Here is a 14659-nt window from a genome sequence, read left to right as displayed (position 1 = left end):
GTGAGACGAACGCTACCCACGCCATGGGCCCGACCGCCAGAGCCGCGGGTCCCGAGGTGACGGATGACCGGCGGGCCTCGACCCCCTGTCAGGCCCGGGTCAGGCCCGGGTCAGCCCCGCTCGTCGGCGCCGTTGCTCCCGTTGCCCCCACCGGCGCCTCCGGCCCCACCGGTGCCCGGTGGGGCGGTCGTGGGCGGCGCGGTGGTCGGCGGGACCGTGGTGGGGGGTGGGGTCGTCGGCGGGGCGGTGGTGGGTGGCGCCGTCGTGGGCGGGGCCGTCGTGGGCGGCAGCGTCGTCTCCGGAGCGGTGGTCGGCGGAGGCTCGGTCGTGTCGACTGGCTCCTCCTCCGCCTCGTCGTCGACGAACGGGGCCAGGTCGGGCTGGGTGAACTCGCACGCGTCCTTGTCGCGGGTGGCCTCGACCATGAACTTGCGCCAGATCTCGGCCGGGAACGACCCGCCGGTGACGTCGCGACCCCGGACGTTCTCCATCAGGCGGTCGTTGCCGTTCTCGTCGACACCGGGATAGCCCATCCAGACCGCGGCGGTGAGACGACACGTGTAGCCGACGAACCAGGCGTCGCGGTAGTTGTCGGTGGTACCGGTCTTGCCGGCGGCCGGCTGGTCGTACTTCGCCGCCGTGCCCGTGCCCCCCTCCACCACCTGGTGCAGCGCCCAGTTGACCTGCTCGACCTGGGCCTGGTCGAGGATCTGATCGCGTTGGACCTCGTTCTCGTAGAGCACCCGACCCGAGGCGTCGGTCACCCGGGTCACCACGTAGGGGTCGATGTGGACGCCGCCGTCGGCGAAGGTCGAGTAGGCGGACGCCATGTCGAGCACCGACACCTCTTCGGTGCCGAGCACGGTGGCCGGATAGGCGTCGATCGCCGCCGTGATGCCCATGCGCTTGGCCAGGGCGACCACGTTCTGCGGCCCGACCTCCAACATGAGCTGGGCGTAGGCGGTGTTGGAGGACTTGGCCGTCGCCGACACCAGGTCGAGGGTGCCGAGGCCAGCGTCGGCGTAGTTGCCGACCTCCCAGTCCTCGCCGTCGTTGGCCTCGGGGATCACCAGCTTGGCCGGGGCGTCGTAGGTCTTGTTGAGTGGGATTCCCTGGGCGACCGCCTCGGCCAGGGCGAAGGTCTTGAACGACGAACCGGGCTGGCGCCCACCGCCGCCGCCCAACGTGCCCGTGGCCAGGTTCACCTTCTCGTTGGCGAAGTCGGTGCCCGAGAACATGGCCGAGACCGCCCCGACGTCGTCGATGGCGACCAGCGCCGCCGACGGATCGTCGGGCTGGCCGAGGGTGGAGACGACCGCCTCGTGGGCCGCTCGCTGCATGTCGAGGTCGAGGGTGGTGTAGACCCTCAGCCCTCCTTCGAAGACGTCGGCGTCGCTGAAGCCGCCCTCGGTGACCAGCCACTGGCGGACGTGGTCGATGAAGTACTCGGTGCCCCACTCCGGGTTGGCCACCCGCCCGAAGTTGGTCGGCACCTGGCGGGGGGTCACCGTCTCCAGGGCGGTGGCCATCGCCGCGTCGTACTCGGCCCGGCTGGCGAAACCGGCCTCGAGCATGGCGTCGAGCACCGAGTCGCGACGGCGCAGGGCGGTGGCGGCCTGGACGGGCGCGGCGGGGTCGTCGGGGCCCCGGTTGGCGTCGGCCGTCTCCGGCGAGCGGATGAGCCCGGCCAGGTAGGCGGCCTCGGGGAGGGTGAGCTGCTGCACCGGCTTGCCGAAGTAGCTGCGTGACGCCGCCTCCACCCCGTAGGCGCCCCGACCGAAGTAGATGGTGTTGAGGTAGCGCAACAGGATCTCCTGCTTGGGCAGCTCCCGCTCGAGCTTGACGGCCAGGGCCGCCTCCTTGATCTTGCGGGTGTAGGTGCGCTCCTGGGTGAGGTACACGTTCTTGACGTACTGCTGGGTGATGGTGGACCCGCCCTGTTGCACGTCCTGGTTGCGCACGTTGGCCCACAGCGCCCGCAGGATGCCGGCCGGGTCCACCCCGCTGTGGAGGTAGAAGTCCTTGTCCTCGGCGGCCAGCACGGCATCGACGAGCACCTGGGGAAGGTCCTCGTACTCGACGTTGACCCGGTCGATGCCCCCGCTGAGCTGGGCGATCGAGTTGTCGGCGTTGCAGTCGGTGGTGACGTCGGAGGCGCAGAAGAACGACGTCTGCGACAGCTCGGGGTCGTCGTCGGGCAGCGGGACCTGGGTGAACAGGTAGGCGACGCCGGAGACCCCCAGGACGAACAGCAGCGCCATGAGGAACCACGCCCGTCGCCAGCGCCAGACGAACGTGCCCTCCTTGGGGGGCTTGCTCGTCGCCGCTCGGGACCCACCCGACCGGGAGGGGCGGCCCTTGGGGGCGCGATCGGCGGCACGACTGCGGGAGGCCATGGATCAGGCGGAGCGGGCCGGGTTCAGCACGAACGTGCGCGCCAGGTGGTTCCAGTGGCAGGAGGGGCAGACCTCGACCACGTAGCAGGAGAACTCGCCGGACCGGCGCGCCAGCGCCTTCAGCTCCTTGGCCGACGTGATGCACCGGCCGTAGCTGGGCAGGCGGGGCCCGAACACGTAGGAGACCAGCACCAGCTTGTCGTCCTCGCAGATGGGGCAGTCGATGCGCGACGTCTCGCCCACCTCTCGGGCTGCTCGCACCAGCTCGGGGTGGGCATCGCAGACCTCGTGCTGGGCCAGGCGCCCGCGCCTGAACTCGGCCACCAGGTGCTGGCGCGCGAGCCGGTAGTCGATCTCGCCCGGGGACGTCGCCCCCTGGATCGAACCCGGTCCGAAGCTCACGACGCCAGAGGCTATCCACGCCGCTGCCCGCAACGGCCTCGGGCCAGGTGTTCCACGGTCCCGGTGGTCCCGTCTGGGAGACTGCGTCGCATGCCCGAGCCCAGCGCCGCCGCCGCCTTCCCTGCCGGGGACCACGGCCTTCCCAGCGATGTCGTGAGCTACGGCCCCGACATCCCCGACGAACGGTCCCTCCGCCTCCTCGGCTCGCTCGACACCAAGCGCGTCATCGTCCTCGGGGCGGGTGGCGGTCACGGCGCCGTGGCCCTCGCCGGCCAGGGTGCCCACGTCATCGTGGTCGATCCCGACCACGATGCCCTCGAAGGGGCCCGCGACCTGGCCGAGCGCCACGAACGACGCCTCGAGCTCCACCACGGCGATCTCGCCGAGCTGGCCTTCATCCGAGCCGACACCGTCGACGCCGCGTTGTCCGTCTACGAGCTCGGACGCGTCGGCGACCTCGACCGGGTCCTGCGCCAGGCCCACCGGGTGCTGCGCACCGGGGGCACGTTCGTGTGCTCGTTGCCCCATCCGGCGTTCTGCATGCTCGACGCCTCCGACGACGACCCCTTCCGCATCACCCACGGCTACCTCGACCGTTCGGCGCGCGCCGACGGCGACGTCGTCGTCCACCCCCGCTCCGTGGCCGAGGTGTTCGCCAGCCTGCACCGGGCCAACTTCAGGGTCGACAACGTGCTCGAACCGGCCCCCACCGACAGCGTCGCCCGTGGTCCCTTCTGGAGCGAGGCCATGACCAGGGTGCCGGCCACGCTGGTGGTCCGGGCCCGCAAGGAAGGCATCTGACGCTGGCCCCTCAGGCACCGGTCGACGCCCTCCGGGCACCGGCCCTGTCTCAGCCCTCGGGAGCAGCCCGGCGTTCGGCCCACCACGCGTCGAGGCGCCGGTAGGCCTCCTGTTCGCCGAGAGGTCCCTCCTCGAGGCGCAGCTCGAGCAGGAAGTCGAGCGCGTCGCCCACGTCGCGCCCCGGCGCCAGCGCCAAGTGGGCCATCACCTGGTTCCCGTCGAGATCGGGACGGATCGACGCCAGCTCCTCGCGCTCGCGCAGCTCCGCGATGCGCGCCTCGAGCTCGTCCATGCGCCGGGAGAGCATCCGGGCCTTCTTCTCGTTCCGGGTGGTGCAGTCGCACCGGGTGAGCTCGATGAGCTCGGGCAGCAGGTCGCCGGCGTCGCGCACGAACCGCCGCACCGCGGCGTCGGTCCAACCCATCTGGTACGTGTGGAAGCGCAGGTGCAGGAAGACCAGGCGGGTCACGGCCTCGACGTCGTCGCCGGAGTACTTGAGGGCCTTCATCCGCTCGCGGGTCATCCGGGCGCCCACCACCTCGTGGTGGTGGAACGACACCTTGCCGGAGTCGAACGAGCGGGTCCGGGGCTTGCCCACGTCGTGGTAGAACGCGGCCAACCGCACGATCCGCTCCGGCCGGGTGTTGCCCACGACGGCGATGGTGTGGGTGAGCACGTCCTTGTGGCGGTGGATGGGGTCCTGTTCGAGGCGGAGCTTGCCGAACTCCGGGACGAAGCGATCGATGAGGCCGGTGTCGACCAGGAACCACAGGCCCGGTGCCGGGTCGGGCACCACGATCAGCTTGTCGAACTCGTCGCGGATGCGCTCGGCCGACACGATCGTGAGACGGTCGGCCATGGTCTCGACCGCGGCCCGCAGCTCCGGGTCGGGGGCGAGGTCGTAGCCGGCGACGAAGCGGGCGGCACGCAGCATGCGCAGCGGGTCGTCGGAGAACGACTCCTCGGGCGCCAACGGGGTGCGCAGGCGGCCGGCGGCCAGGTCGTCGGCTCCTCCGAAAGGATCGATCAGACGGGGCTCGGGGAGGGCCAGGGCCATGGCGTTGACGGTGAAGTCACGGCGTGAGAGGTCGGCCTCGACGGCGTCGGAGAACACCACCTCCGGCTTGCGGGACTCGGGCGCGTAGGCCTCGGCACGGTGGGTGGTGATCTCGAAGTCCCAGCCGTCGCGGCGACAGCCGATGGTGCCGAAGCGCTCGCCCTGGGTCCACACCGACTCGGCCCAGCCCTTCAACAAACGCTTGGTGTCGGCCGGGCGGGCGTCGGTGGTCAGGTCGATGTCGCGCCCACCCGTGAGGTCTCGACCCAACAACAGGTCGCGCACCACCCCACCCACGAGGTACAGGGTGAAGCCCTCGGCGCGGAAGCGCTCGGCGAGAGGTGTCACCCGTTCGAGGACGGGCTGGAGGCGGTCGGGAATCACGGCGGGCGAGGCTATCGGCGTCCGGGCCGGTCCTTCCCCGGCGACGCAATCGCCGGGGTCGGCGGCGGTCAGGACCAACCGGCGGCCGACCTCATGCGGGCGACGGCCTCGACGACGGTGCGACCGGGTCCTCCGCTGCTGGCCGGCTCGGGTCGATGGTCGCCGCCCACCAACGCGCTCAACGCGGCACCCGCCGACATGGACAACGCCTCGAGGTCGTAGCCGCCCTCGAGGAACACGAGGCACCGGCCCCGGGGCACCATCGCCACCAGCGCCGCGGTGATGTCGGCGAAGTCGCCGGCGGTGAGCTCGAGGCCGGTGAGCGGGTCGCGACGGTGGGCGTCGAAGCCGGCGGAGATCAACAGCCAGGTGGGCGCCCAGCGTTCGACCAGCGGCGCGACCACGGTGTCGAGGCCCAGCCGCAGCACGTCGCCGGTGGCCCCGGCCGGGATGGGGAAGTTCACGGTCGTCCCCACACCGTCGCCCCAACCCGTCTCGTCCATGGCGCCGGTGCCGGGATAGAGGGGGTACTCGTGGAAGGACACGTAGGTGACGCGCGGGTCCCGGAAGAAGATGTCCTGGGTGCCGTTGCCGTGGTGGGCGTCGTAGTCGACGATCAGCACCCGCTCACCCCGATCGGCCAACGCCGCCGCCGTGACGGCCACGTTGTTGACCAGGCAGAAGCCCATGGCCTGGCGGGGCGTGGCGTGGTGGCCCGGCGGGCGCACGGCACAGAAGGCCACGTCGGCCTCGCCGGCGTCGAGGCGATCGACCGCGTCGAGTCCGGCGCCCGCCGCCCGCAGCACGGCGGCGAAGGACTCCTCGCTCACGACCGTGTCGGCGTCGATGTGCCCCCCACCGATCGCGGAGAGCTCCTCCAGACCGAGGAGGTACCGGTCGGGGTGGACCCGCTCGATGGCCGCCCACGACGCCGGCTCCGGTTCGAACCGCACCACGGCATCGCGCAGCCCGGCCGCATCGATGCCCTCCATCACGGCCGTGAGCCGCGCCGGGCGCTCGGGGTGGCCGTGACCGGTGTCGTGCAACAAGAACTGGGGATGGGTCGCGACGAGGACGGTCACGAGGGAACCCTACCGAGCAGGCCGAGGGAGGCGGACGGGCCGAGCGTCGTATCGTGAGGGGCCGAAGGCAACCATGCGACGACTCGACACCCTCTCCACCGGCTCCGACCGGTTGCGCCTGGGCTCGTGGCGGGGCGACGACGCCGTGGCGCTGCTCAGCCCCACCGCCGGCGTGGCTCCCACCCCGGGCGGGCTCGCCGAAGCCCTGCAGCGCGTCGTCGAGCAGGGCTACCGCACGGTCATCACCCCGGCGCTCACCCACGGAGAGCAGCAGCCGTTCCTCCGCGCCGGGTTCACCGTGCACGAGCGCCTCCACCTGCTGCGCCACCCCCTCGACCGGATCCCTCCGCCGCGCACCCCGAACGCCCGGCTCCGCCGGGGGCGACGAGGTGACCTCGACGCCGTGCTGGCCGTCGACGGCGCCGCCTTCGACAGCTTCTGGCGCTTCGACCGCGCCGGCCTGGCCGACGCCCGCTCCGCCACCCCGTCGCACCGCTTCCGGGTGGCCGGCGCCCACCGCCGGGTGGTGGGCTACCACGTGACCGGGCGAGCGGGACGCCTCGGGTACCTCCAACGTCTCGCCGTCGATCCCGCCCACCAGGGCGGAGGCCTGGGCACCGCCCTGGTCGGCGATGCGCTCGCCTGGTGCCGCCGCCACGGCTGTCGGTCCGTGCTCGTGAACACCCAGGAGACGAACCAGCGCGCCCTCGGGCTCTACCAGCACCTCGGCTTCACCCCCGAGCCCTACGGGCTGGCCGTGCTCGAGCACCCCCTCGGCCGACCCACCCCGGCGACGACGCCGTGAGCGCCGCCGCGGACCATCCGCCCACGACACGGGGGCGGCGGTGGCTCGTCCTCGCCGCGATCCTGCTGGTCGCCTCGGCGCTGTCGACGACCACCTCCCGCCCGGCCCGGGCCCAGGACACCACCCCCACCGGCACCGTGCCCCGCCTGACCCTCGCCGGCCAGACCCCGTGGACGGCCCCCACCGGCGAGTTCCGCATCCAGGTGCTCCCCCAAGGGCTTCCCGCCGGTTCCACGATCGAGGTCGACGTCCACGCCGCCTCCATCGGGCGGATCCGCTTCGAGCGCTCGATCCGCGGGGAGGACCTGTCCAGCCCGCTCGGCCCGGGTCCGAGCCCCGTCCCGGTCGACACCGCGCCGCGGGCCACGAACGGAGCGGTCGAGATCGCCGTGCCCGTGGTCCGCACCGGCCCCGTGCCCGAGGGTGGGGTGCTGCTCTCGGGGCCCGGCGTGCACCCGGTGGTGGTGAAGGCCATGGGCCCCGACGGCGACGAGCTGGCCCGCCTCGTCACCCATCTGATCCGCGTCCCCACCGACGACACCGAAGGTCCCTCCCTCGCCGTCGGGACGGTGCTGGGCATCGGCGGGACGGTGACCCCGACCGAGGCCGACGAGCTTTCCCTCGACGCCGCCGACACCACCCAGGCGCTCGCCACGATCGACGCCCTCACCGAGCACCCTTCGGTGGCGCTCACCGTCGATCCCGTCCCCGCCGTGCTGGCGGCTCTGGAGGGCACCTCCACGAGCAGCGCCGACCCCTCCCCGGTCGATGCCCTCGCCGGGCACCTGGCCGGCCGCCAGGTCCTCGTCGAGCCCTACGTCCGGCTCGACCTCGGTGCGTGGGTGGCGGCCCGGCTCGACCCCGAGCTCGACGTCCAGCTGGCCCAGGGGGCGACGACGACCGCCGAACTGCTCGGCGTGACACCCGACGGCCGCACCACCGTGGCCGACCCGACGCTCACCCCCGAGGCCCTCCGGCGCCTCGACGGACTCGGCCTCGACCAGGTCGTCGTGCCCACCGACCAGCTCGTCGACCCGCCCACCACCGACGTCACCTTCACCGACGTCTTCGAGCTCGCGGTCGGCGACGGCTCGTCGCTGTCCGCCGTCACCGCCGACCCCGACCTGGCCGGCCGCCTACGCGCCACCGACGACCCCGTGCTCAACGCCCACCTCGTACTGGCCGATCTCGCCGTGCTCTACAACGACCGGCCCGGCGAGAGCCGCGGCGTGGCCCTCGACCTCGGCACCGACACCGACCCCCAGACGCTCACCACGCTCCTCGCCGGGCTCGCCCAACCGGCGCCGCCCGACTCCGACGGCCGCCCGATGGTCAGCCCCGTCACCCTCGACGACCTGTTCCGGGTCACCGAGGCCGCCGAGGACCAGAGCGGAGCCACCGACCTCGTCCTCGACTACCGCAGCGACCCACCCACCTCGCTCGGTGACTATCCGAGCGAGCTGCGCGCCGCCGAGCGACAGGTGACCGGGTACCGGTCGCTCACCGAGCCCGCGTCGCCGACCCTCGCCGAAGGCCTCGCCCGAGCGCTGCTGCTCTCCGGCGCGATCTCGCTCGACGCCGCCGAGCGCGCCGACATCCTCGACACGGTCACGACGCGCATCGATGCGGCCACGAGCGAGATCGTCGCGCCGCTGCAGCAGTACGTGACGCTGACCTCTCGTTCGGGGAAGATCCCGCTCAACCTCGAGAACCGGCTCCCCTACCCGGTGCGCATCCACCTGGTCCTCGACAGCGTGAAGCTCGAGTTCCCGGCCGGCAACGTCATCGACGTGGAGCTCCCGGCCGCCGCCACCACCCGTCTCGACGTCGAGGTCACCACCCGGGCCTCGGGAGCGTTCCCCCTCGAGGTGGGCGTCCGCTCCCCCGACGAGGTGCTCGACATCACCTCCACCAGCTTCACCGTGCGCTCCACCGCCATCTCGGGAGCCGGACTCGTGCTGTCCATCGGCGCCGGCGTCTTCCTCCTCGTCTGGTGGGGCCGCCACTTCCGCAAGGTGCGCCGGGCCCGCCAGCTGGTGGCGTCGGACCACCCGGTCTTCGGTGAGCCCGACCCCACTCGGTGAGTCGGCCACGACCGGGAGGGCCCGAGCAGCGGGGATACGCTCCAACCACACGACGAAAGGGGGGCCCATGGCCGGAGTGCGCATCGTGACCGACAGCTCGTGCGACCTGGACGAGGCCGACACCACGGCGCTCGACATCGGCGTGGTGCCACTGAGCATCCGCTTCGGCGACGACGAGTACGTCGATCGCGAGGAGCTCGATGTCGAACGCTTCTACTCGCTCATGGACAGCACGGGCCTGCTCCCCGAGACCGCGGCCCCCTCGCCGGGCCGCTTCGAGCAGGCGTTCCGCGACGCCCAGGCCGCCGGCGCCGACGCTGTGGTCTGCATCAACCTCTCGAGCGCCCTCTCCGCCACCATGCAGTCGGCCCAGGCGGCGGCGCGCGCCCTCGAGGGCGAGGTCGACGTCCGGGTGGTCGACAGCCGGTCGATCACCGGCGGCCTCGGCACCATGGTCCTCGAGGCCGCCACCATGGCCCGCGACGGTGCCGACGCCGACGCCATCGTCGCCCGGGTCGAGAGCATGATCCCGCGCACCGACATCTACGGCGCCCTCAACACCCTCGACAACCTCAAGAAGGGCGGTCGCATCGGTGGGGCCCAGCACCTCCTCGGCTCGATGCTGTCGGTGAAGCCGCTCATCCGCATCGTCGACGGGGCCGTCGAGGAGGCCGGGAAGCCTCGCACCCGGCGCCGGGCCCTCGAGACGCTGCGCGACAAGCTCTACGAGGCCGGCGAGGTCGAGTCGCTGTCGATCCTGCACGGCGAGGCCACGGACATCGACGACTTCCTCGACATGATCTCCGACCGCTATCCGCGCGACACCATCCGCCTGGGCAAGATCGGTGCCGTCATCGGCACCCATGGCGGTCCCGCGGTCATCGGGATCTGCTATCTGCGGTCCTGATCGCCGATGACGAGCCGCCCGGGAAGCGACGTGGTGTCGTGAGCGACGCGCCAGCGCTGGCTCCCGGGCGGTCGCTCGGTGGGCGGTACCGCCTCGACGCCGTCCTCGCCCGTGGCGGCATGGCGGAGGTCTGGCAGGCCACCGACCAGGTCCTCGGCCGCGCCGTGGCCGTCAAGATCCTCCATCCCCACCTCGCCGACGACGAGGGCTTCCGCGCCCGGTTCCGCTCCGAGGCAGTGTCGGTGGCCCGCTTGGTCCACCCGTCCATCGTGGCCATCTACGACACCTGCAACGACGACGGCACCGAAGCCATCGTGATGGAGCTGGTGCGGGGTCGCACGCTGCGCGAGTTCCTCGACGAACGGGGCGGGCGCCTCGACCCGGTCGAAGTGGTCCACATCGGCGCCGACGTCGCCGCCGCGCTGACCTGCGCCCACCGCGCCGGCATCGTGCACCGAGACATGAAGCCGGCCAACATCCTGCTGTCCGACGACGGTCGGGTGCTCGTCACCGACTTCGGCATCGCCAAGGTGCTCGACCAGCCCGACATGACCCAGACCTCGACCCTGCTGGGGACGGTGAAGTACCTGGCACCCGAGCAGGTCGAGGGGGCACCGGTCGACGCCCGAACCGACGTGTACGCCCTCGGCGCGGTGCTCTACGAGGCGCTGTGCGGATCGCCGCCGTTCGTCGGCGACAACCCCGCCGCCCTCGCCCTGCGCCGCCTGCAGCACGACCCCCCTCCCCTCGCGGATCGGGTGCGAGGTGTACCCCCCGAGCTCGACCAGGCGATCCGTCGGGCGCTCGCCCGTCGACCCGACGATCGCTTCGCCCGCGCCGACGACCTCCGCACCGCCCTGTTGGCCGTGCGCCCCGAGGGCGATGCCACCGTCGCCACCCACGTCGATGAAGGCTGGGCCACGGGCGCGTCCCCCGCCACCCCGCCGGGCCCCTGGGACACCGTCCCCGCCACGGGACCTGCACCCCCCGCGGCCGGCTCCCGGCGCCCCACCGCCATGGTCGTCAGCGGCGTGCTGGTCACCCTCGCCCTCGTCCTGGTGGCCCTGCTGGTGGCCCGCACCGACTTCGGGGAGGACCTGTTGTCGCGGGCACCCGGTGCCGGGCCCACCGCCCCCTCTCTCGTCGCGGTGAGCGGGGTCACGTCCTTCGACCCGCAGGGCATCGGCACGCCCGGCGAGCACGAGGCCACCGTCGGCAACGTGATCGACGCCGAACCCTCGACCACCTGGAACACCGAGACGTACCCCAACCGGGCCTTCGGCAACCTCAAGACCGGTGTGGGCATCGCCCTCACGCTCCCCGAGGCCCGCTCCCTCGAACGGATCCGGGTCAACAGCCCCAGCCAGGACTGGGCCGTCGAGGTGTACGTGAGCGACGCCGTCGCCCCCACCCTCGCCGGCTGGGGTGAGCCCATCGCGAGGGCCGACGGTGTGGATGGCGACGTCGAGCTCGACCTCGGAGGGGCCACCGGAGCCGCTGTGCTGGTGTGGATCACCGACCTCGGCACGAACGACCCGTTGCGGGTGACGGTCTCCGACATCCTGCTGGCGGGTTGACATCGACATCCCCACCGTCCCCGAGACCACCGTGGCCGCAGCCCGCGAGGGCGACCCCCGGGCGATGGAGACGCTGCTGCGCGCCCACCAACCACAGGTCTGGGCCCTCTGCCGACGACTCACCGGCGACGACGACGATGCCGCCGACGCCGCCCAGGAGGCCCTCATCGCCATCGTGCGGGGCCTACCCCGCTTCGACGGGCGCTCGGCGCTCTCCACGTGGGTCTACCGGGTCGCCACCAACGCCGCGGTCGACGAGCTGCGCCGGAAGCGACGACGCCCGCTGCTGCGACCGGCGCAGACCGCCCACGGCGGCGACCCCGACGACGATGCCTGGGATCGGCCTCGTGACGACTCGCCTGACCTCGACCACCGGGTGAGCGACCGCCTCGACCTCGACGCCGCCCTCGCCCAGCTCCCCGAGGCCTTCCGTGTCCCCGTCGTGCTGCGCGACGTCCTCGGCCTCGACTACGCCCAGATCGCCCAGGTGCTCGACCTCCCCGCCGGCACCGTCCGCTCACGCATCGCCCGGGGCCGCGCTGCGCTCGCCCGGACCCTTCGACCGACGGGTGACACCGATCACGGGAACCAGGAGACCGGGGTCGACGTCGAACAGGACGATCACCGATGACCAGCCCTCCCCCGAACGGCCCGGAGCCGAACCCCTTCGACGACGAGCTCACCCGTGAGCTCTCGACCGACGAGCTCGCCGTGCACGCCGTCGTCGACGGCGACGCCACCGACGCCCAGCACCACCTGGTCGCGTCGCGCGCCGACCTGGCCGCGCACGTCGAGGCCCTCCGCGTCGTTCGTTCCCAGCTCGAGGTCCCGCCGGCGGGCCCCGACGCATCCGTGGTCGACGAGCACGTCGCCCGGGCTCTCGAGGCCATGGCGGACGACGACCCTGCCGATGGCCTCTCCCGAGCCGCTGGTGCGGCCGCCCCCGGGCGACGCGCCCAGCGCCGGGACCCTCGCCGGGGCGCACGGCCACCGGCCACGCGCTGGCTGGTCGCCGCCGTCGCGGTGGTCGTGGTGGCCCTGGGTGCCGTGGTCGGGACCACGCTGTCGGACCAGCGCTCCGACGACACCGCATCGGTCGCCGACGATGCCGGCTCCGGGGCCGAAGCGCAGTCGAGCAGCCCGGTCGAGGAGAGCGCCACCACCACGATCGCCCCGTCGGCGGCCGGCCCACTCGCACGCGACGCCGACCCGGCGGTCGGCGACCTCGGTGCCGTCCGCACCCTCGACGAGCTGGTGGCCGCCGCCCGCGCCACCCTCGACCCCACCGCAGACCGGGGATCCGCCGCGGCTGGTGCCGAACCGCCCACCCCGGAGTCCTTCGATGCTGCCGCGGCGGTGCCGTGCGAGGCCGAGGTGATCCCCCCGACAGGCGTCGTCGTGTTGGCGGCTCGTGCGGTCCTCGACGGGCGCGACGTCGTCGCGGTCGTGACCGCCGGCGACGACGCGGGTGTCGCCGACACCATCCGCGTCGTCACCACGGACGACTGCGCGCTGGTGTTCGTCGGCCCCGTCTGAGCTCGCCCCCCGGTCCCCGCGCGCACCGATCGGGCAAGGCATCGGGAGGCCGTGGGTAGGATTCGAGGCCATGGAGACCTCCGGTCGCGCCGATGGTCCCGTCGAGGGCCCCCCCGACAACCCGTCCGCACAGACACCACCGGTGGCTCCCGCCGTGCCGCCGGTGGCCCCCCCGCTGCCTCCGCCCGGCCCGCCCGTCGTGCCACCCGTCGCCCCCACCACCGAGCCCGGCTCGTCGGGCGGCCTCACCGGAGGGGACTGGCCGGCCCAGGTCACCGACACCATCGTCGACCTCGTCGGCACCGTCCGCGACAAGACCACCGGGCCCATCACCACGGTGGCCCGCGGCGTGGTCCTCGGCCTGTTCGCGGCCGTGATGGCCGTGATGGTGGCCGTCATCGCCATCATCGCCCTGGTACGCCTGCTCGACGAAGCCCTTCCCTCGAGCGTGTGGCTGCCCTACCTCATCCTGGGCGCGGTCTTCGTCCTGGCCGGGGCGCTGGTCTACCGACGTCGACGAGCCCCGGCGTAGACGGGAACAATTCCGGCACCGCCCGGGTTCTCTGCATACCCCGGTAGGTACACCCCCACTCGATCCAGCGGAGAGCGCAATGCCCGACAGCCCCGACGTGCGCAACGTCATCATCATCGGCTCCGGCCCCGCCGGGCTCACCGCCGCGATCTACACCGCGAGGGCCAACCTCGAGCCGCTGCTCATCGAGGGCGAGCCGTCCTCGACCAGCGACCAGCCGGGTGGCCAGCTGATGCTGACCACCGAGGTGGAGAACTTCCCCGGGTGGCCCGACGGCATCATGGGACCCGAGCTGATGATGCGGTTCCGCGAGCAGGCCACCCGCTTCGGCACCGAGATCCTCACCCGCAAGGTCAGCCGGGTCGACCTCTCCAGCCGCCCGTTCGGGGTCTGGGTCGGCGATCCCGACACCGCCGAGCCCACCTACCGGGCCAAGGTCGTCATCGTCTCCACCGGCGCCCAGTCCCTCATGCTCGGGCTGCCCGAGGAGAGCCGACTGCTCGGCCACGGCCTCTCGACCTGCGCCACCTGCGACGGCTTCTTCTTCCGTGACCACGACATCGCCGTGGTGGGCGGCGGCGACTCCGCTCTCGAGGAAGCCCTGTTCCTCACCAAGTTCGCCCGCTCCGTCACGCTCGTGCACCGCCGCGACGAGCTGCGCGCCTCCAAGATCATGCAGGACCGCGCCTTCGCCAACGACAAGATCCGCTTCCAGTGGAACAGCGTCGTGACCAAGATCGAAGGTGAGAGCACGGTCGAGGGCCTGTTGGTCCGCGACACCGTCACCGGCGACGAATCCCGTCTCGACGTCAGCGGGGTGTTCGTCGCCATCGGCCACAAGCCGAACACCGACCTGTTCAAGGGCCAGCTCCACATGGAGGACAACGGCTACCTCGTCACCCACGACGGCAGCCACACCGACGTCGACGGCGTCTTCGCCTGCGGCGACGTGCAGGACCAGATCTACCGTCAGGCCATCACCGCAGCCGGATCCGGCTGCATGGCCGCCATCGACGCCGAGCGCTGGCTCGAGGCCAACGACGCCCACTGATCACGCCCGCTTCGCCGGGGTCGGCCGCTAGCGTGACCCCATCCG

At 72.5% G+C, this 14659-nt stretch carries 13 protein-coding genes; 9 read left to right on the top strand and 4 right to left on the bottom strand.

The genetic code is table 11. The features are described from left to right. Positions 1–110: 110 nt before the first annotated feature. Both LUW87_RS11465 and LUW87_RS11460 read right to left on the bottom strand, forming a co-directional pair. The gene (locus tag LUW87_RS11465) at positions 111–2396 is read right to left on the bottom strand and encodes a transglycosylase domain-containing protein (protein ID WP_232671311.1); all 2286 of its coding nucleotides are present in this window, start codon (positions 2394–2396) and stop codon (positions 111–113) included. Between the two features lie 3 nt (positions 2397–2399). Further along, complete coding sequence (locus LUW87_RS11460; protein WP_232671310.1) at positions 2400–2798, bottom strand: DUF5318 family protein; 399 nt, start codon at positions 2796–2798, stop codon at positions 2400–2402. A 90-nt stretch (positions 2799–2888) separates the two neighbouring features. On the opposite strand from LUW87_RS11460, the gene LUW87_RS11455 reads away from it, so the two are divergent. After that, complete coding sequence (locus tag LUW87_RS11455) at positions 2889–3599, top strand: class I SAM-dependent methyltransferase (protein WP_232671309.1); 711 nt, start codon at positions 2889–2891, stop codon at positions 3597–3599. A 49-nt stretch (positions 3600–3648) separates the two neighbouring features. Here the strand turns inward: LUW87_RS11455 and LUW87_RS11450 are convergent, their stop codons facing one another. Both LUW87_RS11450 and LUW87_RS11445 read right to left on the bottom strand, forming a co-directional pair. Continuing rightward, positions 3649–5040: a CCA tRNA nucleotidyltransferase gene (locus LUW87_RS11450; RefSeq protein WP_232671308.1), complete on the bottom strand. Its 1392-nt coding sequence runs from the start codon at positions 5038–5040 to the stop codon at positions 3649–3651. Between the two features lie 68 nt (positions 5041–5108). After that, positions 5109–6122 (bottom strand): histone deacetylase family protein, encoded by a 1014-nt coding sequence (locus tag LUW87_RS11445; protein WP_232671307.1) that lies wholly within the window; start codon positions 6120–6122, stop codon positions 5109–5111. A 73-nt stretch (positions 6123–6195) separates the two neighbouring features. Between LUW87_RS11445 and LUW87_RS11440 the strand changes: the two genes are divergently transcribed. The 8 genes from LUW87_RS11440 (at position 6196) to trxB (ending at position 14614) form a co-directional block, all read left to right on the top strand. Continuing rightward, entirely contained in the window at positions 6196–6927 is a 732-nt protein-coding gene (locus LUW87_RS11440; protein WP_232671306.1) for a GNAT family N-acetyltransferase, read from the top strand. After that, positions 6924–9011: a DUF6049 family protein gene (locus LUW87_RS11435; protein WP_232671305.1), complete on the top strand. Its 2088-nt coding sequence runs from the start codon at positions 6924–6926 to the stop codon at positions 9009–9011. Before LUW87_RS11440 ends, LUW87_RS11435 begins: the two co-directional genes overlap by 4 nt. Before the next feature lie 67 nt (positions 9012–9078). Beyond that, the gene (locus LUW87_RS11430; protein WP_232671304.1) at positions 9079–9918 is read left to right on the top strand and encodes a DegV family protein; all 840 of its coding nucleotides are present in this window, start codon (positions 9079–9081) and stop codon (positions 9916–9918) included. Positions 9919–9956: 38 nt separating this feature from the next. Continuing rightward, complete coding sequence (locus tag LUW87_RS11425) at positions 9957–11495, top strand: protein kinase domain-containing protein (RefSeq protein ID WP_232671303.1); 1539 nt, start codon at positions 9957–9959, stop codon at positions 11493–11495. A gap of 31 nt (positions 11496–11526) precedes the next feature. After that, positions 11527–12126 (top strand): sigma-70 family RNA polymerase sigma factor, encoded by a 600-nt coding sequence (locus LUW87_RS11420; RefSeq protein WP_232671302.1) that lies wholly within the window; start codon positions 11527–11529, stop codon positions 12124–12126. Then, positions 12123–13031: a hypothetical protein gene (locus tag LUW87_RS11415; protein WP_232671301.1), complete on the top strand. Its 909-nt coding sequence runs from the start codon at positions 12123–12125 to the stop codon at positions 13029–13031. Before LUW87_RS11420 ends, LUW87_RS11415 begins: the two co-directional genes overlap by 4 nt. 70 nt (positions 13032–13101) lie before the next feature. Beyond that, positions 13102–13563 carry a hypothetical protein gene (locus LUW87_RS11410; protein ID WP_232671300.1) on the top strand — a complete coding sequence of 154 codons (462 nt, stop codon included), beginning with the start codon at positions 13102–13104 and terminating at the stop codon, positions 13561–13563. Positions 13564–13642: 79 nt separating this feature from the next. After that, positions 13643–14614 (top strand): thioredoxin-disulfide reductase, encoded by a 972-nt coding sequence (trxB, locus tag LUW87_RS11405; protein ID WP_232671299.1) that lies wholly within the window; start codon positions 13643–13645, stop codon positions 14612–14614. Positions 14615–14659: the final 45 nt, after the last annotated feature.

Origin of the sequence: Rhabdothermincola salaria (assembly GCF_021246445.1) — a bacterium.
GTDB lineage: Bacteria > Actinomycetota > Acidimicrobiia > Acidimicrobiales > Acidimicrobilacustridaceae > Rhabdothermincola_A > Rhabdothermincola_A salaria.
This window is presented reverse-complemented; position numbering and strand designations above follow the sequence as displayed.